Origin of the sequence: Flavobacterium ginsengiterrae, assembly GCF_039539785.1 — a bacterium.
Taxonomy (GTDB): domain Bacteria; phylum Bacteroidota; class Bacteroidia; order Flavobacteriales; family Flavobacteriaceae; genus Flavobacterium; species Flavobacterium ginsengiterrae.
Genome location: NZ_BAABDU010000003.1, coordinates 181,523 through 207,785 on the forward strand (window position 1 = coordinate 181,523; position 26,263 = coordinate 207,785).

Here is a 26,263-nt window from a genome sequence, read left to right on the forward strand (position 1 = left end):
AAGTATGAAAATGTATATTTTAGTAAAACAGAATGTTCCCGATAAACTCGTTCCTGTTATTGCAGCGCATGCATCGCTGGCGTGTTTTAGAAAATTCGAACATACCGAAAATATGCAGCAATGGATAAATGGAATTTTTAAAAAAGTGGTCTGCAGTGTGAACGAAAAGGAATTTGAAAATGCCAAAAATGAACTCGAGAATTTAATCTTAACAGAATCTTCTTTAGACAATCAAGAAGTTTGTATTGTTTTTTCTCCAAGAGAAGAATATTCTAAAATGTTTAAGTTTTTAAAAATGTGGACACCAAAAAACAACTAATTTTTACAATTTTAAACCGTTTTTTGCTTTAGATCAGAATACAAACGGTCCAAATGATGCAAATCTCCAGATTGAATATAATAATTCTCTGCATCCATTTTTGTTTTACCATTCAGCAAAGCATTTTTTGGAATAATATATTGATTTTTAATAACATGCTGAATTGTTTTTAAGGAACAACAACCCGGAATATCATAAAACCAATTTGTTTTTTGAATCTCCTGCCATAAATTTTCTTTAGTTTCAGAAATTCCTTTTAAAACATTTTTTATATCAGGCTTAATTCTCACCAAAACAAAAAAATCATAAACGGCGATTTTGGAAATATCATGATTTGGAATATACATTCCTTCTGAATTCCAATCTTTGGTTTCTAAAAGAAAAAGATTCGAGAAAAAAGCAGCCGACTTTACACAAATAAATTTTCCGTTTGCTTTTAAATCAGTTTCATCCCAAATTCCTTTTCCGTGAATGCTGAAATCCGGTTCATCAACTTCGATATTTTGGAGTTTTAGATTTTCATGCAATATAATTTCTGCTAATTTTCCCTGAAAAGTATTTTGAAAAATCTCCAGCGGTGTTCGGTTTAACTGTCCGCCCGATCTTTTGATTCGATGAAATCCGTCTCCATAAACCATTTCATAAGCAAAATCAAAAGCTTGTTTTACAAAAGCAGAATTCACAATACTTTCTTCAAAACTTTTTTTTGAAGTAATAAAATAACCATTATCCTCTTTCTTTAATTTCATGATTTACTTATTCAACAATCTTTAAAAGCAATATAAAAGCAGATATTTTATACCAGAATAATACTACAATAAAAAGAACAGATCAAAAAAAACTCAACTATTAGCTGAGCTTTTTTTTGAATGAATTATTTCTAAGATTGTTTATTTATTAGTTTTTGAAGCATTGACATCATTTCATCTTTCTCTTTCAGCATTCGCTCAAACAAAGCAATTTTTTCTTCATGAAGTTTTTTGATTTCCTCAATCGGATTGTTATTAAAAACTTCAATTCTATTATTGAACATAGCATTATCCGAGAAATTACATGAAATCAAATTAACCGCCTGCTCTTCATCAAAATTCTGAAAAGCTTCAACAGGAATCTTCAACACAGCAGAAATTTGTTTCAGCAGATTTTCTTCAATTACATCTTTCTGCTCCAGCATCGAAATTTTCTTTTGATTCCATTCTTCTCCTAAATCATAAGCCAATGCCTCTTGCTTTATGTTAAGCATTTCTCTGAAACGTTTTACGTTTCTTCCCTGATGTATTTTCTGTTCCATAATGAATATTAATTCCCTAAAAGCTCAAAAGATAAAGCCGTTTAGATCTGATTTTCAAAGATAGAAAAATATCCTGCAAAACGTTATTTTGTCAGATATTATTCATATCCCGAACAAACTATTATCTCTAAATAATTGAATTAGATTTAAATAAATCCTTGCCATAAAAACAAAAAAGCCTCCGCATTTCTGCAGAGGCTTTATGTTCCTAAAGAAGTGGTCCCACCTGGGCTCGAACCAGGGACCACCTGATTATGAGTCAGGTGCTCTAACCAGCTGAGCTATAGGACCGGTTTAGAGGTTGCAATATTACTACTATTTTTCGTTCACACCAAATATTTTTTGATATGATTTTGATTTAATTTTAATTTGAAACCTCAGCTCAAAAAATACAATTGATTTTCAACAGATTATTTAAAATAAAATTTTGTCATTTTTTATCTTATTTCCTGACAAAGTTCGACTAAAACGCCATTTGTATTCTTTGGATGCAGAAAAACGACCAGTTTATTATCGGCTCCTTTCTTCGGAATTTCATTAATCAGCACAAAACCTTCTTTTTTTAAACGAGAAATCTCGGCTTCGATATCATCAACATCAAAAGCAATGTGATGAATTCCTTCGCCTTTCTTTTCTAAGAATTTGGCAATTGGACTTTCAGGATTTGTTGCCACTAAAAGTTCAATTTTATTATTTCCGGTCTGAAAAAACGAAGTCAGCACGCCTTCGCTTTCTACTGCTTCCATTTTATAAGAAGGAACGCCAAGCATTTTTTCGAACAATACATTTGCATCGTCCATGTTTTTTACGGCAATCCCAATATGTTCTATTTTATTCACCATTTGATTTTATCTAGATTGATTGATATAGGCATTAAAATAACCGCATTCTGCAATTACATCTTGATAATATTTAGTATCTGAATAGTCTTTTTTCAAAGTTTTAAATCCATTCCAAGCGATAAAATTAACTCCATCATCCTGAATCTGCCAATAACTTTTTACACTATTGTATTTATTATTGTAATATTCATTTCGTTCGCATTTTGAAATCAAATACACGCATTTTGCTTTTTGTTCTTTAGTTGTCGCTGCCTGCAATGCTTTTTGATAATACATTTTTGAAACACTGTTATCAGTAATCATTGTTTTCATTTTATCTCTAAATGAATATGGACTTGAGCCATAACCTACAATGCTGATTTCATAGAAAGTTCTGCCATTTCCAAAATGCGAAATATTATAAAATGCATTTCCTAACAATAAACTGTTTGTATAAACATCTTCATTTTTAGCCAGTTTGTCCTGCATATCTTTAATCGTTGTCAGAAAATCCATTTGAGTGTATTTTCTTTTTTGATAAGCCGTATGGTCGCAGTCGTGACAATCTTTTATACTTCCATTAAACGGATTTCCTAAAAATTTATAATACTGCACAGAATCTGCTTGTTTCATAAACTCAATCGCTTCCGGAATTTTATTTTTGAAAGTCGCCTGAACCGCCTGAAAATTATTGATGTCTTTCAGTTTTAAACTGTAAATTTGTGTTCCAATTTTTTCAATTTCTGTTTTGTTTGGCTTTTCCAAAAAGGCTTTCATTGCCAATAAATCTTTTTCGTTATCATAAAAAGAATTTCCATCACCCCAATAACCATAACGAGATTCGTTAAAAATTTCGGACATTACCGTATTCGATTTTGCTTTATACAAAGCGGCCAGATAATTTTTACTCCATTGATAAGCATTTTGATAACGGAATTCATTTCCTTTATAAGTCTTAGCCAAATCGAAATAAATCCAATTCAAATCGGCTAAAACTGTTTTTATATTAGTATCGTCCAATTTATCAATTTTGCTCAGGTTATTGACAAAACGCAACAATCGAATTTGATAGCCCGCCAGCTGTGTTTTAGGAAGCGTTTTTACTGCTTTATCAAAATTCTTATCGGCATTCGTATAATCTCCTTTTAAAGTTTGTAAATACCCCAGAGACATATCCCATAAATAAGGTCTGTCTGTATTTCCTGAAGCCGAAATTTTCGCAATTAAATCCAAAGCGCTTTTATCAATTTTAGATTGATTTAATGTTTTATTTTCGCTTACGCTTTGTTTAATGGCCGGTTTGGTATAATCCTGATTATTTTGACTGAAAGAATTATTAAGATCCTGTTCAAGTCTATTTACTAATCGTGTTGCCAGATAATTTAAATGTTCGCTTTTTGGATCTAATTCATATATTTTTTCGATTGCCTGTTTATCATCTTTATAGTATCCGTGAATTGCCCAAAGCGCCGCTTTTTCTTTATTATTCTTTGCCATTGTCAGCGCTTTGTTCCAGTCGGTTTCATTTTTTGGTTTGAAACTATAAGCCGTAACGACTCTTAATTCCGGACATTTATCAAAAACCTGAGCATACAAATAGTTTGAAACAGCATATTTTTTCTGCTTATAATTAATCCCTGCAACATATGCCAAAGCACGGTAATACAATGTGTTTTTAGCAACAGAACTTTCTGTTTTATTAAAAAAGTCAATTGCTTTTTGTTTGTCTTTGCTGTAAAAACGAGCTTTCATTGTTAGAAACCAATATCTGTTTCTTAAAAACGGATCTGAAATCGTGTTGTAGACATTTTCAATTGACTGAATCATTTTAGCATCATCAAAAGTTTTTTCTACAACAGGATCATAGCTCCAATAATCTGTATTAATTGAAACTGTTTCTATTTTTTGTGCCAGATATAAAAACTCAACAAAGCTTTTTACTTTTTCATCTTTTAAAGGCATCTTTTTTCCCCATTTTAAAGATGTTGCATTATCTTTTTTGTTTTTATAATACACATGAAGATCTGTTATCTCTTCTTTGTTTTTAATTGTCTTTTTATCATCAGAATAGTAATAAGCTGGTTTTTCGTCTCCAATCAGGAAATAATTAACTGTTGTTGTATCGATTTTTCCTTTAAGATAATCTGCCCAATCTGATTTTATGTCTTTGTTAAAACGGGAATTATGCTGGGTATCAAACCCAATTCCGTAGAAAATACCGCCAGTTAAAAACAATGGCGAATAGGATTTGTCTGCAAAAGTTTCCGGAGTAAAATTTGAATTATATGCTCCAAGATAATCCCAGTCACCATCTGCGCAGGCATAAATTATTCCGCAGGCAAAAAGGAAAGCGGCACTAAAACCAAGAAACAACTTGCTTAAAAATATTCTTTTCATAATTATTTAAATTGAATTCGTCTAAATCGTAAAATATAATTTCTTTTGGAGACTGCGCTTTATTATCGTCTAAGTCTTCAGCCATTTCTTTTAAATCTAACGGAGAAATGGTTTCTGTTTTTAAAATATCATTTTCTTCGTAATAAACACCGTTTTTATAATTAGATTGTTTTACTCTAAAAAATATTGGGCTTATCTGTTCGAAGTTTTTATCTTTTTTAAGTGCCTCAAAATTCAGTTTTGACCGAAGTCCTAAAACTTTCTCATTTCTAATATGAATTGCCCACGAATAAATAGGCAGTGCATAATCAAGATGAAGCGGATATTTTTTTAAACTTTTCAGATATTTTTCTGAAATTTTCCTGCTGTAAATTGAATTTAACGAGTCGTTTGCAATTGATCCCATATTGTAAAACATTAAAACGCCGTTATCTACATTGGGGATTTTTGTTTTTTTGAAATACTTAACCTGATGAAGCCTGATTGTAGCGGAAAGTTTCTTTTTTGAAAGCTTTTTAACCTGTTCAACAAACTGAAGATAATTGTTTTTACTGTCTAAACTCCAGTCGCAGTCTATTTGGATTTCAGTGTAATTTATTTTGTTTTTGGAATTAATTTCGGCAATCAAATGAATTGTTTTCTCAGCAAGATCCTGAACGTTCAGATCTTTTTGCAGCATCACTTTATTTTGAATAAAAACAACCGGAACAATCTCAAGCTCCTGCACATTTTCGTAAAAATGAATTGGACTTAGCGGAAATGGCTTTTGTGTTTGAGGATGAAGCCCGATGTCAAAATAACGAACATAAAGTTTATGAACCTCATTATCTTTTAGAGCAGTTTTCTCTGTTTCTGAAAATTTTAAATTGGTTTTCCAATAGTAAAAAGAAATTACAGGTTTTTCATTTTTACTGCAAGCTGCCAGAAAAAGAAACAATAAACCTAAAAAAAATCTTTTAACCAAAACGAAGTGATATTAATTTAATTCAAAAGTAAGAAATTATATCGTATGAGCCATTTTGAAATCTAAAAATCATAAAAATATCTATTGTGCCAAATCCTAATAAATGGATAAAAAATTTCAATTAAAGCAAATATAATTGTTATTTTGTGCAATCAAATTAGAAAACCTATCATGTTGAAAAACGCTTTAAAATATATTTCATTTATTGTTTTAATATCAATGATAAGCTGCGCTAAAAGAGGCAGCATTACCGGCGGATTAAAAGACACTCTGGCACCGGTTTTGGTTTCGAGCACTCCAAAAAACCTGACTACAAATTTTAAAGGAAACGAAATTAATTTGGTATTTGATGAATATATCAAGTTAAAGAATCTTAATAAACAGCTGATTATTTCTCCTCCAATGAAATATGAACCGGTAATTACGCCAACCGGAGTAAGCAAATTTATCAACATAAAAATTAAAGACACACTGCAGCCAAATACTACTTACAGTTTTAATTTTGGCGAAAGTATTGCAGATAATAACGAAGGAAATGCATTAAACCAGTTTAAGTATATTTTTTCTACAGGACCTTATATCGATTCTCTTAAACTAGGCGGAAAAATTAAAGATGCTTACAACAAAAATGTAGATAATTTTGTTTCTGTCATGCTTTATGAAGCTAATGACAAATACAAAGATTCTGTTATTTACAAAGAGTTTCCCCGCTATGTTACCAATACACTGGATAGTATGAGAACTTTTCAGTTTGAAAACTTAAAAGAAGGGAAATACCTTTTAGTGGCTTTAAAAGACAAAGCGAGTAATAATAAATATAATCCAAAGGATGATAAAATTGGTTTTATAAAACATTTTATAACTGTTCCAAACGACACTATATTTGAACTGGAATTATTTAAAGAAACACTTCCTTTAAAAACATTTAAACCAATTCAGGCATCAGGAAACAGATTATTGCTTCCGTATGAAGGCAAACAGAATTTCAAAAACAACAAACCAAACATTGTACTTAAAAACAATGGCGAAACTTTAGAAACTATTGTAACACAGTTTCCTAAAAAAGATTCGCTTCAAATTTGGTATAAACCTCTAAAGGCAGATTCATTATCTCTGGAAGTCTCAAAAGATACTTATAATAAAAAATTCACTTTTAAAATTAAAGATCAGAAAAAGGACACTTTAAACATTAAAGCGGTTCAAAACGGTGTTATAAATTTTAGAGACCGATTTACTTTAGAAACAGAAACGCCTTTGGTTAAGTTTGATAAATCGAAAATCAAATTAGTAAACAAAGACTCTACAGCGGTAGATTTTACGACTGAATACAACGAATTTGAACAGAAATTATATGTAGATTTCAAGAAAGAACCTCTTGAGAAATACAACTTTACCTTTTTTCCGGGTGCATTGACTGACTTCTACGAAAAGACAAATGATACTTTATCATATAAATTAAGTACAAAAGAACCGGCTGATTACGGAAATTTAATAGTGAATTTAAAAAATGTAAAACGTTTCCCTATTATTGTTGAAATAACCAATAAGAAAGGAGACGATATTCTTGCCAGCGAATATTCTGAAGGAAAAACTCAAATTGAATTTAATTTAATGGTGCCGGCGCAGTTTACGATAAGAGTTATTTATGACGATAACAAAAATAAAATGTACGACACCGGTAATTTCCTTGAGAAAAAATATGCCGAAGAAGTATTTTATTTCCAGCGTGAGATCGACGTACGAACCAATTGGGACGTTAATGAAACCATTGATTTAAGTGTTCCATTTAATCCTGACGTCGAGAAAAAAGAAGATTTAAAAAAGAGAAAAGACGACGAAAAGAAACGTAAAGCTTTCTAAATTTTAATTTCAAAAACATCTTTATCGCTCAGGAAATCAAGTTTTTTTCTGGTTTCCAGCATTTCATTTTTATCTAAATCAACCACAAAAACATCTTCTGTTTCTTGTGGTTCTAAAATGTAATTCCCTAAAAAATCTACAACCTGCGAATGACCTGTGTGTTCGTAATCATGATGATCTAAACCTACTCGGTTTACACCCACGACATAACTTAGATTTTCTATGGCGCGCGCTTTCAGGAGTGCGTCCCAAGCGTTTGTGCGCACTTTTGGCCAGTTGGCAACATACAAAAGCAAATCGTAGTTTTCGACATTTCGCACAAAAACAGGAAATCTTAAATCGTAACAAACCTGCAGACAGATTTTCCAATCTAAATATTCAACAATTACTTTTTGAGTTCCGGCAGTATAGAATTTATCTTCACCAGCCAATGAAAACAAATGTCTTTTATTGTAATGCTGTATTTCTCCCGAAGGAAATACAAAAAACATTCGGTTATAATAGTTCCCGTTTTCTGTAATCACAAGACTTCCTGTAATAGCACTCTTTTTTTGCTGTGCCATTTTTTTCATCCACAAAACAGTTTCACCCTGCATGGTCTCTGCTACAGCAGACGGATTCATTGTAAAACCGGTTGAAAACATTTCCGGAAGTACAATCAAATTTACCTCTGCATCGATTTGATTTATTTTCAATTCGAAGTTTTTTCTGTTCTGTAAAATATCTTCCCAATGAAGATCTGATTGGATAAGTGCAATTTTCATATTCCAAAAATACGAATTTTCAGCTAAAAATTGATTTCTGCAAAAAAAGCACATTCTGCAAATTTTTCTCAAAACCCCTTTTAAAACCTCATCTTTTTTAGATTATAAAAATGGCTGCGGAAATTTTGTTGCAAAAAAAATGCATTTTGTGCAAAAAAAATGCAAACGAGAAAAATAAATCTATATATTTGATTCGCCAATAAAAACCAAAAAAAACATGAAAACCAAACTATTATGAAAACAAAGCTCATTTCATTAGTATTTATTGGGGGGATAATCTTCTCGGCAAATGCAAAAGAAGCTGCAATTAAAATGCATGTCTTTGAACAAAACAGCAATCAGATGGAGATAACTGGCCAGGTAATAGGTCAGGATGATGGAATGCCAATTGCAGGCGCAACGATTTATGCAAAAAGCAATAATAAAATAGCCACTATAACAGATGAAACTGGGAAATTTAGATTAAGTGTTCCCGAAAACGAAAAACAAATTGTTATTTCTTATATGGGTTACGGCACTTTAGAATTTAATTTAGACCGTACTACGAACTTAGTAATTAGTTTAAAACCTGCCGAAAATGTATTAGATCAGGTTTTAGTAACGGCTCTTGGAGTTAAAAAAAGCACTAAAGCTGTAGCTTATGCCGTAACAGAACTTAAAGGAACTGAATTTACAAAAGCCAAAGAAACCAATATTGCCAATGCCTTAGTGGGAAAAATTGCCGGTGTAAACGTAAGCAGCACCGCAACCGGACCAAACGGATCCAGCCGTGTTGTAATACGAGGAAATGGTTCTCTAAACGGAAATAACCAGCCGATGTATGTAGTAAACGATTTGCCAATTGACAACACACAGCTTAATTTACCGGGAATTGGAAATGGTCCGGGTTCAACCAGAATTAACGTAGACCGCGGTGACGGAACTTCGGTTATAAATCCTGATGATATTAAAACCATCACAGTTTTAAAGGGAGGAACTGCAGCAGCACTTTATGGAGCCAATGCAGCAAACGGAGTTATTTTGATTCAGACAAAAAGAGGTTCTGCACAAAAGGGAATTGGAGTTGATTATAATACTTCGTTTACTTTTGAAACACCTTCAATTATTCCCGACTGGCAATATGAATATGGTTCTGGATCTAACGGAAAAAAACCAATTAATCAGTCAGAAGCAATTGCTGCAGGACGCTGGTCGTGGGGAGCAAAAATGGACGGAAGCGATGTAGTTCAGTTTGATGGTGTTGCAAGACCTTATTCGCCGCAAAAAAATAATATTAAAAACTTCTACGAAACCGGAACCACTTTTATCAATTCTATTGCTTTATCTGGAGGAAATGAAAAAGCCGCTGGACGTTTGTCTTTTTCAAATACAGATAATCAATCTGTAGTTCCAAATTCTGATTTTAACAGAAAAAGCGTAAATATTGCCGGAAATGTAAACATGACGGACTGGTTAAAATTTGATGTTGTAGCTCAGTACAATACGGAAAAATCAAATAACAGAGTTACCGTTTCTGACGCGGAGGCAAATCCAAACTGGGGAACGTATATGATTGCCAATACTGTCGACATTAGAAACCTTGCTCCAGGATATGATGAAAATGGTATTGAAGAAGCATGGAACCCAGTTGCAGTAGCTACAAACCCTTATTTTGTTGTCAATAAAATTAAAAACAATGACACAAAAAATCGCTTTATAGGAATGTTGAATGTAAAGTTAAACTTTACACCAGAATTATTTCTTCAGGGACGAATTGGTCAGGATTACACAGATTATGATTTCTTTGGATACATTCCAAAAACAACTTTAAACAATCCTGTTGGATATGCACAAGGACAGAAAACAAGATTATCGAATTTAAATACAGAAGCTATTCTTAATTATACCAAGAAAAACATTTATGGGAATTTTTCTTTAAATGCATTACTTGGAGTTAACTCAAGAACAAGTCTTAGAGACGAAACAAGATTTGAAGGATCAAATTTTGTACTGGATGATTTTTATGCTGTAACCAATTTATCTACGCTTGCTTACACTTATCCTTACGGAAAAACGAAAACAAACTCAGTTTATGGCGCTGTAGATTTAGATTATAAAAATGTTGTTTTCTTAAACTTTACAGGTCGTCAGGATTGGTTTTCTACACTTTCAAAAGACAACAACACGGTTTTTTATCCATCTGTAGGAACAAGTATTATTGTTTCGGATATTTTAAAAATGCCTGAATTTGTTTCGTTTGCTAAATTAAGAACTTCATGGGCTCAGGTTGGAGGTGCAACTCCGGATCCGTATGCGTTAAACCAATCTTTTTCGATGATTCAGGGAGGACATAACGGACAGCAATTACAACAGCCTACAAGTTCCAGAGTTCCTAATCCAACTTTAAGTCCGTTAACTTCTACAACTTTTGAAGTTGGTACTGATTTAGGATTTTTTAATAACCGTTTGAATCTTGATTTTGCATGGTACAACCGCGCAACAACAAACGATATTGTAGAAACCACGATTTCTAATGCTTCAGGATCAAATACTGCATTATTGAATCTTGGAAAAATGAGAAATAAAGGAGTTGAATTTTTACTAAGCGGTAAAATCATTAATTCAGAAAATTTTTCTTGGGATGCAAGCATCAATGGTTCGTATAACGAAAACACTGTTGAAGCACTTACAGATCAGCTAAGTTCTATTACCATGGCAACTTCTGTAAACGGATATGTTACGATTACAAGTGATGTTGGCCGTCCGTATAGTATTATCAAAGGATACAGACCTCGCAAAGATGTTAACGGAAATACCGTTTACAATGTAAGCGGCGGAACAGCAACTATAGCACAAGGTCCGCTTGAAGAATTAGGTCAGGGAGTTCATCCTTGGGCAGCAGGTATCAGCAACGAATTCAAATACAAAAACATTTCATTCAGCTTTTTAATCGATGGTAAATTTGGAGGAAGCCTATATTCTGGAACTGATTTGTACGGAACTCGTATGGGATTAACAAAATTAACTCTTGAAGGTCGTGAAAGCGGTTTACCAATAAAAGGTGTTGATACTAACGGAAATCCGGTAGACATGGTTATTGCTCCGGAAAACTTAAGAACGTATTATGATGGTTTAAGAAACATTTCATCAACATTTGTTTATGATGCGAGTTTTATCAAATTAAGACAAATTATTTTAGGATATCAGTTACCAGTTGAAAAAATAAAAGGGCTGTCAAAACTTCAGGGAGCTTCAATTTCATTTGTCGCGAGAAACTTATTCATTCTTTATAAGAAAACACCAAACGTAGATCCGGAATCTGTATTCAGCGCTGGAAACGCACAAGGTGTTGAACAATTTGGAGTGCCAAAAACCAGAAGTTTCGGTTTAAGTTTAAATGTTAAATTTTAAACTCGCTTTATTTCTAATTTCTAAATTAAAAGACATGAAAAAGTTAACCATTTTATATATCACAGGAATACTTTTAGGAAGTATGGCATCCTGTACCAATGATTTTGAAGAAATCAACACAAACCCAAACTCAGTAGATAAACCAAATCCAAACTTTGTTTTCAGCAAAGCACAGCTTGATGGTTTAAACAACAACTATTTTTTAATTAATATTTTGGAGTGCGGCGGTATGTTGCAGCATTATGCAACTTACAAAGAAGCATCTGGTGTTGGAGATAAATATTTAAGCAACGAAGTTTATTTTTCTGCTTATTTTAATCAGGCATATCCAACAGGCGTAAATGAAACACAAATAGTAATTGACGCCGTAAAAAATAATCCAAACGACAGCAACCGACTTAATATTGCCAGAATCTGGAGAGCTTATTTATATCATAAAATAACGGATTTATATGGCGATATTCCGTATACCGAAGCAGCAAAAGCAACGAGTACACAGGTTTTCCTTCCAAAATATGATACACAGGAATTCATCTACAAAGATTTATTAAAAGAATTAGATGAAGCTGCGACAGCATTAGATCCGGCAAAACCAAGTTTTGGAAAATCTGATTTTATTTATGACGGTGATGTTGCTAAATGGAAGAAATTCTCTTACTCATTAATGCTTCGTTTAGGTTTAAGATTATCTAAAGTTGATCCTGCTTTGTCTCAAACATGGGTAACCAAAGCAATTGCAGGAGGTGTAATCCTAAACGGAAGTGATAATGCCATTATGAAATATACTGACGGACCAAACGATTTTAACCGAAATCCGGTTGGTCTGGATTCCAGAAGACAGGATTTTACAGCGGGATCATTCGGGCAAAAAAATGTTGAAGGCGGTAAATTAGCTAAAACCTTTATTGATTTAATGCAGTCAACTGCCGATCCTAGAATTAGTGTTTACGCCGGAGTTTGGCAGGGAAATGTTCAAAATACTTCACTTGCTGTACAAAAAGGTTTCCCTAACGGAACAAAAACAGCTCCAAATGCCGCAGAACAAGGAACATATTCTGAACCTAACCAAAGTACGGTTTTTAAATATGATGCACCGCTGGTGTTAATCAGCAATGCCGAAACAAATTTTTATTTAGCAGAAGCTGCAGCGAGAGGCTGGTACACAAATGAAACTGATAAAGATTTATATGAAAAAGGTGTAAAAGCTTCATTCTTAAACATGGGAATTTATGGTGCACCGTATGCGATTACAGATGCCACGCCTTATTTAACAGCAAATCCATACAATACAGCCGGATCGTTTGAATCAAAAATGAACCAGATTCATACTCAAATTTACATTGCATTATTTGTAGACGAACAAGAAGTGTATGCCAACTGGAGAAGAACCGGTTATCCGGTTTTAACACCAGTAAATTTCCCTGGAAATGTTACAAACGGCACAATACCAAGACGTTTAAAATATCCAACCAGCGAATATTCAGTCAATTCAGCTAACTTAGCAGAAGCAGTTAAGCATCAGGGCGAAGACAGTTTTACAACAAAAATTTGGTGGGATAAATAAAATTATAAAAAAGATAAATGAGCATTTTAATTCTTACGGCATGCATTGCGTTTTTAATCATTCAGATAGCCTGGCTTAAAATTAATCCTTTTATTGCCTTTATCATAACAGCTTTATTAGCAGGTCTTTTTTTAGGCCTGCCAATAAACACTTTGCCGCAAACTGTTCAAAAAGGTTTAGGCGAAATGTTAGGATCTATTACTTTGATTATTGTTTTTGGAACCTGTATTGGTAAACTTACCGTTTCATCAGGCGCCGCAAATGTCATTGCCAAAACTGTTATGGGATGGACGGGCAGAAAATACGTTCGACTCGGCTTAATGATTACCGGATTTATTGTTGGGATACCTCTATTTTATAGTGTTGGATTTGTTTTGTTAGTACCACTAATCTTTTCAGTAGCCCATCAGTTCAAACTGTCAAAAGTATATCTGGGAATTCCAATGCTGGCGTCGCTTTCAGTAGCACACGGTTTTTTGCCCCCACATCCGTCACCAATGGCTTTAAGCAGTATTTTAAATGCCAATATTGGTCTTGTTTTGGTTTACGGAATTATAATTGCAATACCAACCATTTTTATTGCGGGTTTGTTATTTTCAAATTTGCTTAAAAACATCAAGTCAAAATCTGATCATGAAATCCTGAATACCGAAGAAGTTGTAAACCACGGGAAACTACCTGGCTTTTCGCTTAGTTTATTTTCTGCATTATTTCCGGTTTTCGGATTAACGATCACTTCAATAGTACCTTTTTTCACAAAAAATGAAACCGCATTAAACATTTGCAAAACCGTAGGCGAACCCAGCATGATTATGCTGATTTCATTACTTATCTGTACTTATACTTTAGGAATCAAAATGAACCGAAGCATAACTTCTGTAATGGATGATTACGCCATTGCTATAAAAGATGTTGCCTTGATTGTTTTAATTGTGGGCGGTGCAGGCAGTTTAAAAGAAGTTATGATTGTAAGCGGCGTAAATGAAACTATAGTAGACGCCTTAACACAAATAAACATTCATCCTTATTTATTGGCATGGATAATGGCTGCGATAATTCGCGTTTGTGTTGGCTCTGCTACAGCAGCCGGATTAATGACGGCCAGCGTTCTGCTTCCGTTGCTGCAAACAACCGGACTTGACCCAAATCTATTGGTACTTTCAGTCGGCGCAGGAAGTTTAATGTGTTCGCATGTAAACGACCCAGGTTTCTGGATGTTCAAAGAATATTTTAATATCAGTCTAAAAGATACTTTTAAATCCTGGACCGTCATGGAATCATTAGTTTCTGTTTTAGGAATTGTTTTCGTTTTTATTTTAAACTCTATAATACATTAATATCATGAATTTATTACCACAAGAAAAATTTGAAGCACTTGGCTTATCCTTACCTCCGGCACCTGAGCCTCTTGGTATATATAAACCCTATTTAGTTGATGGTAAATATTTATATCTTTCTGGTCACGGCCCTGTACGCGACGATAAATCTTTAATCATTGGCCGAATTGGCGACGATATGGATATTGAAGAAGGAAAACTGGCCGCAAGACAAGTTGGCTTAACCATGCTTTCTACCATTGTAACCAACTTTGGAAGTCTGAACAAAGTAAAAAGAGTTATAAAAGTACTGGGAATGGTAAATTGTAACGAAGAATTTTTAAGACATCCGTATGTTATAAACGGCTGCAGCGAATTGTTTGCAGAAGTTTGGGGACAGGAAAACGGAATTGGAGTAAGAAGCGCAGTAGGAATGGGATCATTACCGGATAATATTCCCGTTGAAGTCGAAGCCGTTTTCGAATTATGGTAAAAATATATGCCGCAGAAAATAACGATTAAAGAGTAATCTGTATTGGTTAAGGAAAATAATTTAATCCGAAAGTCTGTGGCTGCTTTTTCAATTATAGTCCACAGATTAAAAGGATTAAATCATGTTTTTCCACCGCTAATTTCACAAATTTTCACGAATTAATTTAAGCTAATTCGAGTAATTCGTGACAGAAGAATTAAACGCAATCCAAAAAAATCTTTTTAATCCTTTTAATCCGTGGCTAAAAAAATATTATTATGAATACAAATACCTCACAAACAAGAATTGCGGCATTTGGAGAATTATTACTTCGGATGAATGTTGCCAATGGAAACCGGTTTACGCAGGCAGATGAAATAAAAGTTCATGTAGGCGGAGCCGAAGCCAATGTTTGTGTTTTACTTTCACAGCTCGGAATTCAAACCGATTATATAAGCCGATTACCTCAAAACGATTTAGCGCAGCTGGCTTTAAACGAACTTCAGAAATACAAAGTAAATACTTCAAAATGTGTTTATGGCGGAGAACGTCTGGGCTTATATTTTGTAGAATCCGGAAATCAAATCAGGCAGTCGCAGGTTATTTATGATCGCAGCAACTCATCATTTGCAACCATTCAAAAAGATCAGATTAACTGGAAAAAAGTTTTAGAAGATGTTACTCATTTTCACTGGTCAGGAATAAGTCCTGGAGTTTCAAACGAAGCGGGTCTTGCCTGCAAAGAAGCCATTTTAACAGCTCATAAAAAAGGAATCCCTATTTCATCTGATTTTAATTATCGCTCAAAATTATGGCAGTACGGAAAACATCCATCTGAAATAATGCCTGATTTACTGCAATACAGTAATATTACCGTTGCTGATCTTGACGCCGTTGAAATTTATTTCGGAATTAAAACCAATAAAAACGAATCGGACGCAGATCGTTTTCAAAAAACTTTCGAGTTGTTAAAACAAAAAATGCCTTTTCTAAAAACACTGGCTATGAGTTTTAGAAAATCAGACGGGCTCGCGCATTTATACAAAGGTATTTTAATCCATGAAGACCGTTTTTACGAAACATCAGAACACAAAATACATATTGTAACAGACCAGATTGGTTCTGGCGATGCGTTTAATACCGGATTATTGTACGGATTATCTAATAAATTATCTGGTCAGGAATGTATAGAATGGGCAACAGCCTGCGGCGCTATCAAACAAAGTATTCACGGAGATTTTGCTATTGCCAGTCTCGACGAAATAAGCCATTTTATTAAAAACGGTTCAAGTAATAGAATTAACAGATAAAAAGAAAATATGTACAGCATTTTAAAAAAACAGGGCGTACTTCCGTTAGTAACCCAAATCAATATCCAAACAGCCCAAATAGTTTTACAATCGGCGGCTGATGCTGGCATAAAAATTATCGAGTTTGCTGCTCGTGCAGAAGATTCAAAAGAAGTTTTTACGCAAATGATAAGCTTTAGAAAAGAAAAAAATCTGGATGTAAAAATTGCTGTTGGTTCCATTTTAAGTTTAGCCGAAGCCGAAACCTATCATCAGCTTGGAGCAGATTGTATTGTTTGTCCGCATACCGATCCCGAAATTGGAGCTTATTGCTTAAAAAATAACATTTACTGGATGCCCGGCGCGACAACATTAAACGAAATCCTTCACGCTAATAAATTAGGCGCCGAAGTTGTAAAGCTTTTTCCTGCCGATAAAATTGGAGGACCGGGATATGTAAAAGCTATTAGAGCTCCTTTCCCAGATTTAAAAATAATGCCTACAGGAGGTGTAACTCTTGAAGAAAGCAATTTAAAATCATGGTTTAAATCCGGCGTTGTCTGTGTTGGAATTGGTTCTAATTTATTTTCAAAAGAAATGCTTTTAAATTTAAATTATGAGCAGGCATTACAGGCATTTCAAAATTTAATTGAAGTAGTAGAAAAAACAAGAAACTAAGTTATGGAAGAAAATTGGTGGAAAATTAAATCTGATATCTTAATTGATACGCCATTTTTAGCCGTTTACGAAGATCGTATCCGGTTTAATCTTGAACGTCTTATTGGTTCAGTAAATGGTGATACCCAAAAATTACGACCTCATATCAAGACCCATAAAATTGGCGAAATTCTGGAATTGTTTAAAATTTACAATATCAAAAAAATAAAATGCGCCACAATTGCCGAAGCTGAACTTGCTGCAATTCATGAAATTCCAGATGTTCTTCTCGCCTATCAGCCCGTTGGCATTAAAAAAGAAAGATGGATTGCGCTGATTCAAAAATATTCAAGTATTAAGTTTTCGACTATTACAGATAATCTGGAATCGGCGAAAGCCTTAAATGAAACTGCCAAAGAAAACAATCTAAAACTGAACATTTATCTGGATTTGAATACCGGAATGAACAGAACCGGATTTTCGATTTCAGAAAACTGGACGGCTTTGACAGATAAAATCATGAAATTAAAAAATCTTCATTTTGAAGGTTTTCACATTTACGATGGTCATTTAAAAGGAAGTGTTGAAGAAAGAACAGAAACAGCTTCGAAAGCTTTTATCGAAATAAAAGAAAAAACAGAAATTCTGGAACAAAAACTGGGTTATGAATTAAAAATTGTTGCCGGAGGTTCTAATACTTTTCCGTTTTATGCCACACAGGAAAATGTAGAATGCAGTCCGGGAACTTTTGTTTTCTGGGATTTTAATTATCAGTCTCATTTACCGGAACAGAAATTTAAACCGGCTTTGGCAATTGTGGGAACGGTAATTTCAAAACCAACAGCTTCAACATTGTGCATTGACATTGGCTACAAAGCCGTTTCTTCTGAAAATCCTATCGATAAACGATTGGTAATTTTAAATGACGTTAATCTGATTCCGACAGCGCATTCAGAAGAACATTTAATTTTAGAAAATCAGGGAGAAAATAAATATGCTGTTGGCGACACAATTTACGCACTTCCCTATCACGTCTGCCCAACCTGTGCCTTGTACGATTCTGTTCAGGTGGTAAATAAAGGACATCAAATTTGTGATAAGTGGCTTGTTGCCGCCCGAAGCAGAGAAATTAGTATATAAAAATTTAAGTCAAAATATATGTTTATAATAGACGCCCATTTAGACCTGAGCATGAATGCGATGGAATGGAATCGTGATTTAAGAAATGATGTTCCTACTCTGCGCAGTTTAGAAAAAGGAATGAATGACAAACCAGACCGCGAACGTGCAACGGTTTCTTTTCCGGATTTGCGCCGCGGTAATATTGGAATTGTCGTAGCGACTCAAATTGCCAGATTTGTAAAACCAGACAGTATTATTCCGGGATGGAATTCGCCAGAACAAGCCTGGGCGCAAACGCAGGGACAGCTTACGTGGTACAAAGCCATGGAAGAAGCAGGAGAAATAACCCCAATTACAGATAAAAAATCGCTTTTAAAACAAATTGATTTATGGAACGACGGAACACCAAACGATAAAAAACCTATTGGTTATATTTTGAGTTTAGAAGGCGCCGATTCTATAATTGATATTTCATATTTGGAAAAAGCATATAATTACGGATTACGCGCTATTGGCCCTGCACATTACGGTCCCGGACGCTACGCAAACGGAACTGACGCAACGGGAAAAATGAATCAAAACGGAATTGATTTATTAAAAGAAATGGAACGTTTAAATATTATTCTGGATGCGACACATTTATGCGACGATGCTTTCTGGCAGGCATTAGATCATTTTAATGGTCCGGTTTGGGCAAGTCATAATAATTGCAGAAGCCTTGTAGATCATAACCGCCAGTACAGTGACAAGATGATAAAAGCTTTAATTTCGAGAGGAGCTGTTATTGGAGGCGCTTTAGATGCCTGGATGCTGGTTCCGAATTGGGAAAGAGGCGTTTCTACTCCGCAGGGAACAAACTGCAATTTAGAAACCGTTTTTAAACACATGGATCATATTTGTCAGCTGGCAGGAAACGCGAATCATATTGGCATTGGTTCAGATCTTGACGGCGCTTTTGGAACGGAACAATGCCCGTATGATTTAAATACCATTGCTGATTTACAAAAATTGGTTCTGATTTTTAAAAACCATGGTTATTCAGATGAAGATTTAGATAAAATCTTTCACCAGAACTGGATTAATTTTTTAGTAAAAAACTGGGATTAAATAAAAACTAAACTTGGAACTGCCTTCTTATATGCTTGTAATTTTTCGTCAGCAGGATCAACTTCTGTTACTACGTAATCTACTTCAGATAAATTGGCAATTTTCATTTTTAGAACCGTATCCAGTTTTTCAGAAATAGTAAGAATCGCTGTTTTTTCTGAAGCCTGAATCATTGCTTTTTTTACCTGAACCGTTTCCCAGTCAGAATCAGAGAAACCGCCTTCAATATCTAAAGCATTGGTTCCAAGAATTAATAAGTCAACTTTAATATTAGCTAACTGATTGTAAACATCGCCGCTCACACACATTTGACTGTATGATGAAATGCTGCCGCCAATCATGATAATTTTAACATTAGGCTTATCCAGAAGTTCAACAGCAGATAAAACGGTTACGGTAAAAATAGTCAGGTTTAAATCATTAGGAATTAAACGAATGAATTCGCGAATAGTTGTACCGCCGCCAATTAGCAGCACCATTCCGTCATGAAGAAGTCCTAATGTTTTTTGTGCGATAATTTGTTTTGATTCGCCTGCATATGTTTGATTTGATGAAGAGTGATGGTACGCTTTTGTCATCGCGCCGCCTTTTACTTTAATCAATAAAGATTCTGATTCAAGTTCATTTATATCACGTCGAACCGTATCTTCTGAAACAAATAATTTAGCCGAAAGAGTTTCAAAACTTACGCGAGTATGCAGGTTAATCTCTTTTAAAATAAGATTTTTACGTTCTTCCTTGGTATAATTAACCACTTCATTATCATTATTCATGCGAATTCTTTTTTTGAACAAATGTAAACAATAAATGCAATATTCTTGCGAAACAAATTATAACACAAAGTAATTAAAAAGTTAATTCCACTATTTTAAAGACATTTACATAAAAAACACCTTTGCAAAAAAAATGCAGACTAATTTACAAACCTTAAATTTGTTTAACAAAACCAAAATAACCGCCATGCAAAAAAGTATCCTTCTGTTTTTGATTTTTTGTTGTTCATTTGGAAATGCTCAAAGTACTTCCGGGAATATTTCGATAATTCCTGCACCAAATTCGTTTCAAACAACCGGCGACAGTATTCGCATAAGCGGAAAAATTAAAATTTTGTTTGAGAAGAATAAATTCAGTCCAAAAGAATTTAAAACAGCACAGATTTTTGAGTCGACTGTAAATACAAATGCGTCAAATAAAAAAAGCAATATTGAAGTTTTATTCATTGCAGAAAAACCAGCTTTTTCTCTAAAAAAAGAAGCTTATAGAATCAATATTTCATCTAAAAAAATAACGGTTACCGGAAGTGAAGAAGGATTATTTTATGCTGTTCAGAGTTTATTGCAGCTTTTACCTAATAATTCTAAAAATCAGGAAGTAAAATTTCCTATTTTAACCATCGAAGATGAGCCGAGGTACGACTACCGCGGGCTTCACCTCGATGTGTGCCGCCATTTTTTCTCCGTCAATGTTATAAAAGATTTTATCGCACAAATGTCTTATTATAAATTAAATAATTTCCATTGGCATTTAACAGACGATCAGGGCTGGCGAATTGAGATTAAAAAATATCCAAAACTAACCGAAGTCGGATCAAAAAGAGCGCAGACTTTAGTGGGAAATAAATTCGAAAGATCGCCTTATTTTTTTGATGGAAATCCATACGGCGGTTTTTATACTCAGGAGGAAATAAAAGAAGTTGTAAAATTTGCCGAAGAGCATTATGTAAACATTATTCCGGAAATCGAAATGCCGGGTCATGCAACAGCAGCTGTTACAGCTTATCCTAATTTATCTTGTTTTCCGGAACGAAATTATAAAGTTATAGAATATTGGGGTGTTTTTGAAGATATTTTCTGCGCCGGAAAAGAAGAAACTTTTACTTTTTTAGAAGATGTTTTAACCGAAGTTATGGCGCTGTTTCCAAGTAAATATATTCATATTGGTGGAGACGAATGTCCAAAAGCCAGATGGAAAGAATGTCCAAACTGCCAAAAACGAATTGCGACTTTAGGCTTAAAAGATGAACACGAACTGCAGAGTTATCTAACAACCCGAATTGAAAAATTCTTAAATGCCCACGGAAGACAAATTTTGGGCTGGGATGAAATGCTCGAAGGCGGACTGGCGCCAAACGCGGCTGTAATGTCATGGCGCGGTGAATCTGGCGGAATCAGCGCTGCAAAACAAAAACATTTTGTAATTATGAATCCAGAGCAGGTTCTTTATTTAGATTACAATCAGGGATATTCTCCTCAAGAACCGCTTACCATTGGAAGATTAACAACCGTTGAAAAAATCTATAATTACAATCCTACCCCTGTAGACAGTCTTACTGTTGAGGAACAAAAATATATTATGGGAGTACAGTCTAATCTTTGGTCAGAATATTTAACAAGTCCGGCTAAGTTGAACTATATGCTTTATCCAAGATTATTTGCTTTATCTGAAATTGCATGGACTGAACCTCAAAATAAAAACTATAACCGTTTTATTTTAAATCAAATACCGCATCATTTAGAAAAACTGGAATCACAAAAAAGACTTTATAAAGTCCCAGCTCCCTTTGGTTCCGAAGAAACTGCCTTGATTGCTTCAAAATATGTTTTGGATTTAAAACCCATTATTAAAAACGGACAGATTTTTTATAATATTGACGGCTATAATCCAGATGAAACAGCTGAACTTTACACCAAACCTGTAACGATAAATATCCCGAAAGGAGAATTCAGAATAATAAAAACGGTACAGATCAGCCCAAGCGGAAGAAGAAGTTCTATTAATAAAATAATCGTCCGAAATCCGGAACTAAAACCTGCATTAACATCAAAACCAGCGAAAAAAGGTTTAAAATATGAATACTTTACTGGAAAGTTATTTCAGCAGGCTCAGGATTTAGAATTAGTGAAACCTGTTAATTCAGGAATTTTTGAAGGCACAATAAGTTCTGAAAAATGGAAATCAAAAACAGAGCGATATATCGGTTTAAAATTCAGCGGTTATATCTTTATACCAGAAACGGGAAATTATACTTTTTCGACGCTTTCAGACGACGGATCGAAGCTTTTTATAGATGATGAGCTTGTTGTGAATAACGACGGCATACACTGGCTTAATGAAGCTTACGGAGCGGTTAAACTCGAAAAAGGTTTTCATAAGCTCAACATCAGTTATTTTGACCAGATTGGCGGCACAACTTTAACCTGTTTTATACAGCAGGAAGGAAAAGAAAAACTGGAAATTAGTGCTTCACAGCTTTATTACGAATAAAACATTAAAAAACGCATTCAATAAACTATTGAATGCGTTTTCTCTTTTTATTATAATCTATTTTTACATTAATCATTTAGAAGAAAATATTAATTAAAATTAGATTATGAAATTTCCATCAATTGTTTTAGGGAAAATATTTATACTGCATTTTTGTCAATTTCCTTGATTTCAATGTCGACAAGATTAAAAATCTCATCATCAAGTTTAGAATCTTTTCCATTATTCACCGCTAATATCAAAAGAAGATTCGAAAGTACACTTACTCGACTCTCATATAATTCTCTTTTCGTTCCATCTTTTTTTGCCGAAACAAGTCCATCAATTGCCATTTCGAGCCTTTTTTTCTTCAGGATCTCCTCAGGATATGCTTGGCCTTGACTCGGAAATTTCAACTCTTTATACTTCACAGGCTGCAAAATAGAATCGTGTATCTCATCTTTCTTTGACTTTGAAGCTGCCAAAAAATAATTTAGAGCCATACAATATGCGATTGGGGTCCATACGTCAAATTTACCAGAGAATTTAATTTTTGAAACCTCATCTAGAATCGGGGCTATTTCCTTTTCTTTACCATTTATGTAAAAACTATAAACAAGTAATGACAATTCAGAAAGGTCATTCCAACTATTTTTCGAGAACTTTTTTGACAATCTTATTCCTATAGTCTTTTCCAGTTTCGTTGAGCATAAACCCTCAATATCGCTTATATAATCCATCATAATAATTCTGATAATTTAAATATTTCCTTTATATAATAAAGATCAAATGTACATCTATACAAAATCAAAAATGTAAAAAAAAACCTAAATTATTTAAGTAGCAACTTACGGAATTGCTAAACTTGAAAAGGCTTTCATAAGCTCAACATCAGCTATTTTGACCAGATTGGCGGCACAACTTTAACTTGTTTTATACAGCAGGAAGGAAAAGAAAAACAAGAAATAAAGGAATCGCAGTTGTATTACGAATAATTAAAACCAGATTAATAATATAAAAAGACAGCTACTTCAAATTGTAACTGTCTTCCTTTTTTATGTTTAAAGCAGTTTATCTTCTACCTCTAAAACCACCTCCCCCTCTAAATCCGCCGCTGCCTAAACCGCCGCTTCTAAAATTGCTGTTGTTTCTAAAGTTTTGAAAATTTTGATTTCTCATTTCACCCTGCGCTCTCGAATTTTCAAAATGATCCAGATCTCGGGTTACATTTTGTCCGCCTGCTTCTCCTAAAGGTTTATTGGGTGTTCCAAGTGTACGATCTTGTTTTGATATATTATCGGCACGGTCACCAAGGCGATTATTTTGACCTAAAGATTTATTTCCTAATCCAGATTCTCTATCCGGAGTATTAATTTGAGTTTTATCAAGCTTATGCTGCGATCCACCCAGAGTTCCTGCCTGCGACCACCCGCCATTTCCATTATTGTAATGGCTCCAGTTACCATTTGCATCTCTTTTGTATACATGACCATCGTGACCTGCATAGATATTGTTATTATTAGTATGAACAGTAGTCCCTCCTCCTCTTCTATGTGTAATAACACCTTTGTCCCCTCCGGAAGTTTCATATCCAATTGCGGTACCACGTCTTGTAGTTACATGCCCGGTCTGAACCCAATCGTGTCCATTTGTTGCCGCCGAATGTCCCCATTGAGCATAAGCATTATGTCCTTGTGCTGTTCTTGCATAATTTCCTGTCCACGGATTATAAGAATCAGCTGCAGTTCTGCCTCCATACCAACCCTGCACACTTGCCGAGCGACCATATCTTCCTGTTGCCGGATTATACCATGCAGAAGTACCAGCAGATCCATAAGGTCCATACACTCTTCTTCCGGCTGCCCAGCCTCCTGTCCACGGATTATAAACAGCTCCAGCACCATACGTACATGGCCAAGGACGATAAATTGGATACAAACCTCCATAATAATAAGGCGGATAATAAAATCCTGTTCCATAAGTTAAAAGCGCGCCAACAGTCGCACCAATTATAAACGCTCCAAAATATCCAGCCGTTGTACTACTTTCTACAGTGGTATCGGTTACGTTTTGCGTTACATACGTTACGTTATACACCGGCGAACTTGGCGGAATTGTATAAATCTCTTTCGGCACAGAATCTGTTACTTTCCAAGGGCCATTTGGCGTTGTCGACATAAACCAAACTGCCTGAAAACACATATAATACAAATCGCCCACTTTTATAACTTTTTCCTGCGTATTGCTGGCATATTGCATTTTTGTTCCTTCGATTGGTTTAAACTGTGGTGTCCCGTCATAAGTTACTTTTGCTTTTGCTTCGGCATCGGCTTTATTGATGATTGCCGTTGTCGGAACTTGCGCCAACATCACAGCGTCTTTTGCTTCCTGTGTTCCCGGCACAGATGCTAAAACACTTGCTCTAGGAGAATCTTTGGGAATTTTAGCAAAATCAGCCGGCAGACTATTCCCCGCATAACTCCACGGCCCGTTTAAACTTTTAGAACCAAACCATCTTCCTGACAAAAGCACATAATATTGACCTTGTGCTTCGTTTGCAAAAACATCATTTTCGGTATTATCAATATATAATAATTGTGTTCCCGGAATTTTAACAAATTTTGGCGGACCTTCTACCAAAATCAACTCTGCAGGCACTTTACTAAAGAAAACCTGAGGGGCATCACCCGATTTTGGAGGCGGAATCATTTTTTTTACTTCGTCGAAATTTTGTTCAGAAGGCAAATTTTTTAACCCATCTGATACTTTAGTAGTTTTGGTCCATTTTCCTTCGACTTTTTTAGACGTAAGCCAGACATCTTCGGCAAGCAGATAATAATCGCTTGTCGCTTTATCAAAAAACAAATCCCAGTTTGTATTGACGACATATTGTATATCTGATTTTTCTATAGGAACCAAAACGGGTTCGCCTTGCACAATAAGTAGAATTGCCGGAGTGGAACTGTAAAATATAGGAGGCGGATTGTTTTGCGCCGCGATTCCTTTTGCAGGACTTGTCGTTTTGTCTAAATCTGCCAGAATACGATCTACAGAAACTGGATCACCGCTTTTTGGAAGTATTTCCTTAAATAGTTTTTCCATTTCGGGAATCTTTTTTTCATCAAGCGCAGGAAAGCGAACATCGGTTACCTGAATATCTTTAAAAAAAACGCTTCGCGAATCTTTATCGACTAAAGTCGAAGCTTCAACAGAGGCAACACCCAAAACTTGTTTGCCGTCTTTTGGCGTTAACGAAAAAGCCAATCGGGCTTTAATTATTTTGTGATCATCCCAACTGTCAATCTGCGGTTGGTAATAAACGAGTTTTGTTCCGTTATTTTCTGCTTGTCTCGGCCAGCCATTATCACTAATATCAGTAGAATCTTTCTGATTCGCTGCAACCATTTTTTTATCGCCGGTTTCTTTATCTTTTTTACAGGATAAAAAAATGTAAGCGCAGATGGCAATTAATACAAAAATCTTTTTCATAAATATTTAGCATTAGATTACTTTATAATAGAAAACTTATCTTTTCATTCTCAAACAATAACCAGACAGAAAGCAAAAATCATTGTGCTGTAAATCTGCACGTTAAAATTATTATTTGAGCTATAACAAATCAAAAAATGAGAATACTTATTGGTTTCAAATTATAAAATGCAACAAAAAAATTGCGGCATGGTTTAA

General features: G+C 34.5%; 20 protein-coding genes and 1 tRNA gene. 11 read left to right on the plus strand and 10 right to left on the minus strand.

Features of this window, described 5'->3' with window-relative positions; translation table 11 throughout:
• Positions 1 to 4: 4 nt before the first annotated feature.
• A complete protein-coding gene (locus ABD859_RS03695; RefSeq protein WP_345140417.1) occupies positions 5 to 319 on the plus strand; it encodes a peptidyl-tRNA hydrolase in 315 nt (104 codons plus the stop codon).
• A gap of 11 nt (positions 320 to 330) precedes the next feature.
• Here ABD859_RS03695 and ABD859_RS03700 read toward each other — a convergent pair whose 3' ends face one another.
• The 6 genes from ABD859_RS03700 to ABD859_RS03725 form a co-directional block, all read right to left on the minus strand.
• A complete protein-coding gene (locus tag ABD859_RS03700) occupies positions 331 to 1,068 on the minus strand; it encodes a hypothetical protein (protein ID WP_345140419.1) in 738 nt (245 codons plus the stop codon).
• A gap of 131 nt (positions 1,069 to 1,199) precedes the next feature.
• Complete coding sequence (locus tag ABD859_RS03705; RefSeq protein WP_345140421.1) at positions 1,200 to 1,610, minus strand: helix-turn-helix domain-containing protein; 411 nt, start codon at positions 1,608 to 1,610, stop codon at positions 1,200 to 1,202.
• A gap of 217 nt (positions 1,611 to 1,827) precedes the next feature.
• Positions 1,828 to 1,901 (minus strand) — tRNA-Ile (locus tag ABD859_RS03710).
• Between the two features lie 146 nt (positions 1,902 to 2,047).
• Positions 2,048 to 2,452: a methylmalonyl-CoA epimerase gene (gene mce, locus ABD859_RS03715; RefSeq protein WP_345140423.1), complete on the minus strand. Its 405-nt coding sequence runs from the start codon at positions 2,450 to 2,452 to the stop codon at positions 2,048 to 2,050.
• Positions 2,453 to 2,458: 6 nt separating this feature from the next.
• Positions 2,459 to 4,828: a hypothetical protein gene (locus ABD859_RS03720; RefSeq protein ID WP_345140425.1), complete on the minus strand. Its 2,370-nt coding sequence runs from the start codon at positions 4,826 to 4,828 to the stop codon at positions 2,459 to 2,461.
• Positions 4,788 to 5,792: a hypothetical protein gene (locus tag ABD859_RS03725; protein ID WP_345140427.1), complete on the minus strand. Its 1,005-nt coding sequence runs from the start codon at positions 5,790 to 5,792 to the stop codon at positions 4,788 to 4,790. Before ABD859_RS03725 ends, ABD859_RS03720 begins: the two co-directional genes overlap by 41 nt.
• A gap of 171 nt (positions 5,793 to 5,963) precedes the next feature.
• On the opposite strand from ABD859_RS03725, the gene ABD859_RS03730 reads away from it, so the two are divergent.
• Positions 5,964 to 7,652: an Ig-like domain-containing domain gene (locus ABD859_RS03730; protein ID WP_345140429.1), complete on the plus strand. Its 1,689-nt coding sequence runs from the start codon at positions 5,964 to 5,966 to the stop codon at positions 7,650 to 7,652.
• Here the strand turns inward: ABD859_RS03730 and ABD859_RS03735 are convergent.
• The gene (locus ABD859_RS03735; protein ID WP_345140430.1) at positions 7,649 to 8,416 is read right to left on the minus strand and encodes a nitrilase family protein; all 768 of its coding nucleotides are present in this window, start codon (positions 8,414 to 8,416) and stop codon (positions 7,649 to 7,651) included. The two genes, ABD859_RS03730 and ABD859_RS03735, sit on opposite strands and share 4 nt — an antisense overlap.
• Positions 8,417 to 8,650: 234 nt before the next feature.
• On the opposite strand from ABD859_RS03735, the gene ABD859_RS03740 reads away from it, so the two are divergent.
• The 8 genes from ABD859_RS03740 to ABD859_RS03775 all read left to right on the plus strand — a co-directional run bounded on the left by ABD859_RS03740 (position 8,651) and on the right by ABD859_RS03775 (position 19,333).
• Positions 8,651 to 11,806, plus strand: coding sequence for a SusC/RagA family TonB-linked outer membrane protein (locus ABD859_RS03740; protein WP_345140432.1), 3,156 nt, complete (start codon positions 8,651 to 8,653; stop codon positions 11,804 to 11,806).
• 34 nt (positions 11,807 to 11,840) lie between these two features.
• A complete protein-coding gene (locus ABD859_RS03745) occupies positions 11,841 to 13,370 on the plus strand; it encodes a SusD/RagB family nutrient-binding outer membrane lipoprotein (RefSeq protein WP_345140434.1) in 1,530 nt (509 codons plus the stop codon).
• Positions 13,371 to 13,387: 17 nt separating this feature from the next.
• The gene (locus tag ABD859_RS03750; RefSeq protein WP_345140436.1) at positions 13,388 to 14,707 is read left to right on the plus strand and encodes a GntP family permease; all 1,320 of its coding nucleotides are present in this window, start codon (positions 13,388 to 13,390) and stop codon (positions 14,705 to 14,707) included.
• A gap of 4 nt (positions 14,708 to 14,711) precedes the next feature.
• Complete coding sequence (locus ABD859_RS03755; RefSeq protein ID WP_345140438.1) at positions 14,712 to 15,179, plus strand: RidA family protein; 468 nt, start codon at positions 14,712 to 14,714, stop codon at positions 15,177 to 15,179.
• A 257-nt stretch (positions 15,180 to 15,436) separates the two neighbouring features.
• Positions 15,437 to 16,468: a PfkB family carbohydrate kinase gene (locus ABD859_RS03760; RefSeq protein ID WP_345140439.1), complete on the plus strand. Its 1,032-nt coding sequence runs from the start codon at positions 15,437 to 15,439 to the stop codon at positions 16,466 to 16,468.
• A 9-nt stretch (positions 16,469 to 16,477) separates the two neighbouring features.
• On the plus strand, positions 16,478 to 17,125 hold the full coding sequence (locus ABD859_RS03765) for a bifunctional 4-hydroxy-2-oxoglutarate aldolase/2-dehydro-3-deoxy-phosphogluconate aldolase (protein ID WP_345140441.1): 648 nt from the start codon (positions 16,478 to 16,480) through the stop codon (positions 17,123 to 17,125).
• Between the two features lie 3 nt (positions 17,126 to 17,128).
• On the plus strand, positions 17,129 to 18,244 hold the full coding sequence (locus tag ABD859_RS03770) for a D-TA family PLP-dependent enzyme (protein ID WP_345140442.1): 1,116 nt from the start codon (positions 17,129 to 17,131) through the stop codon (positions 18,242 to 18,244).
• Positions 18,245 to 18,262: 18 nt separating this feature from the next.
• Entirely contained in the window at positions 18,263 to 19,333 is a 1,071-nt protein-coding gene (locus ABD859_RS03775) for a dipeptidase (protein ID WP_345140444.1), read from the plus strand.
• On the opposite strand, the gene ABD859_RS03780 is transcribed toward ABD859_RS03775, so the two are convergent.
• The gene (locus ABD859_RS03780; protein WP_345140446.1) at positions 19,330 to 20,106 is read right to left on the minus strand and encodes a DeoR/GlpR family DNA-binding transcription regulator; all 777 of its coding nucleotides are present in this window, start codon (positions 20,104 to 20,106) and stop codon (positions 19,330 to 19,332) included. The genes ABD859_RS03775 and ABD859_RS03780 overlap by 4 nt on opposite strands.
• Before the next feature lie 187 nt (positions 20,107 to 20,293).
• Between ABD859_RS03780 and ABD859_RS03785 the strand changes: the two genes are divergently transcribed.
• Positions 20,294 to 22,597 carry a family 20 glycosylhydrolase gene (locus ABD859_RS03785; RefSeq protein WP_345140449.1) on the plus strand — a complete coding sequence of 768 codons (2,304 nt, stop codon included), beginning with the start codon at positions 20,294 to 20,296 and terminating at the stop codon, positions 22,595 to 22,597.
• A gap of 140 nt (positions 22,598 to 22,737) precedes the next feature.
• On the opposite strand, the gene ABD859_RS03790 is transcribed toward ABD859_RS03785, so the two are convergent.
• Positions 22,738 to 23,319: a DUF6707 family protein gene (locus ABD859_RS03790; protein ID WP_345140452.1), complete on the minus strand. Its 582-nt coding sequence runs from the start codon at positions 23,317 to 23,319 to the stop codon at positions 22,738 to 22,740.
• Between the two features lie 328 nt (positions 23,320 to 23,647).
• Positions 23,648 to 26,065 carry a hypothetical protein gene (locus ABD859_RS03795; protein ID WP_345140455.1) on the minus strand — a complete coding sequence of 806 codons (2,418 nt, stop codon included), beginning with the start codon at positions 26,063 to 26,065 and terminating at the stop codon, positions 23,648 to 23,650.
• Positions 26,066 to 26,263 lie beyond the last annotated feature (198 nt).

Excerpts from the sequence above, each read along its gene's own strand:
- ABD859_RS03695 (WP_345140417.1), top strand. The coding sequence starts at position 5 with ATGAAAATGTATATTTTAGTAAAACAGAATGTTCCCGATAAACTCGTT.
- ABD859_RS03700 (WP_345140419.1), bottom strand. The coding sequence starts at position 1,068 with ATGAAATTAAAGAAAGAGGATAATGGTTATTTTATTACTTCAAAAAAA.
- ABD859_RS03705 (WP_345140421.1), bottom strand. The coding sequence starts at position 1,610 with ATGGAACAGAAAATACATCAGGGAAGAAACGTAAAACGTTTCAGAGAA.
- mce (WP_345140423.1), bottom strand. The coding sequence starts at position 2,452 with ATGGTGAATAAAATAGAACATATTGGGATTGCCGTAAAAAACATGGAC.
- ABD859_RS03720 (WP_345140425.1), bottom strand. The coding sequence starts at position 4,828 with ATGAAAAGAATATTTTTAAGCAAGTTGTTTCTTGGTTTTAGTGCCGCT.
- ABD859_RS03730 (WP_345140429.1), top strand. The coding sequence starts at position 5,964 with ATGTTGAAAAACGCTTTAAAATATATTTCATTTATTGTTTTAATATCA.
- ABD859_RS03735 (WP_345140430.1), bottom strand. The coding sequence starts at position 8,416 with ATGAAAATTGCACTTATCCAATCAGATCTTCATTGGGAAGATATTTTA.
- ABD859_RS03740 (WP_345140432.1), top strand. The coding sequence starts at position 8,651 with ATGAAAACAAAGCTCATTTCATTAGTATTTATTGGGGGGATAATCTTC.
- ABD859_RS03745 (WP_345140434.1), top strand. The coding sequence starts at position 11,841 with ATGAAAAAGTTAACCATTTTATATATCACAGGAATACTTTTAGGAAGT.
- ABD859_RS03750 (WP_345140436.1), top strand. The coding sequence starts at position 13,388 with ATGAGCATTTTAATTCTTACGGCATGCATTGCGTTTTTAATCATTCAG.
- ABD859_RS03755 (WP_345140438.1), top strand. The coding sequence starts at position 14,712 with ATGAATTTATTACCACAAGAAAAATTTGAAGCACTTGGCTTATCCTTA.
- ABD859_RS03760 (WP_345140439.1), top strand. The coding sequence starts at position 15,437 with ATGAATACAAATACCTCACAAACAAGAATTGCGGCATTTGGAGAATTA.
- ABD859_RS03765 (WP_345140441.1), top strand. The coding sequence starts at position 16,478 with ATGTACAGCATTTTAAAAAAACAGGGCGTACTTCCGTTAGTAACCCAA.
- ABD859_RS03770 (WP_345140442.1), top strand. The coding sequence starts at position 17,129 with ATGGAAGAAAATTGGTGGAAAATTAAATCTGATATCTTAATTGATACG.
- ABD859_RS03775 (WP_345140444.1), top strand. The coding sequence starts at position 18,263 with ATGTTTATAATAGACGCCCATTTAGACCTGAGCATGAATGCGATGGAA.
- ABD859_RS03780 (WP_345140446.1), bottom strand. The coding sequence starts at position 20,106 with ATGAATAATGATAATGAAGTGGTTAATTATACCAAGGAAGAACGTAAA.
- ABD859_RS03785 (WP_345140449.1), top strand. The coding sequence starts at position 20,294 with ATGCAAAAAAGTATCCTTCTGTTTTTGATTTTTTGTTGTTCATTTGGA.
- ABD859_RS03790 (WP_345140452.1), bottom strand. The coding sequence starts at position 23,319 with ATGATGGATTATATAAGCGATATTGAGGGTTTATGCTCAACGAAACTG.
- ABD859_RS03795 (WP_345140455.1), bottom strand. The coding sequence starts at position 26,065 with ATGAAAAAGATTTTTGTATTAATTGCCATCTGCGCTTACATTTTTTTA.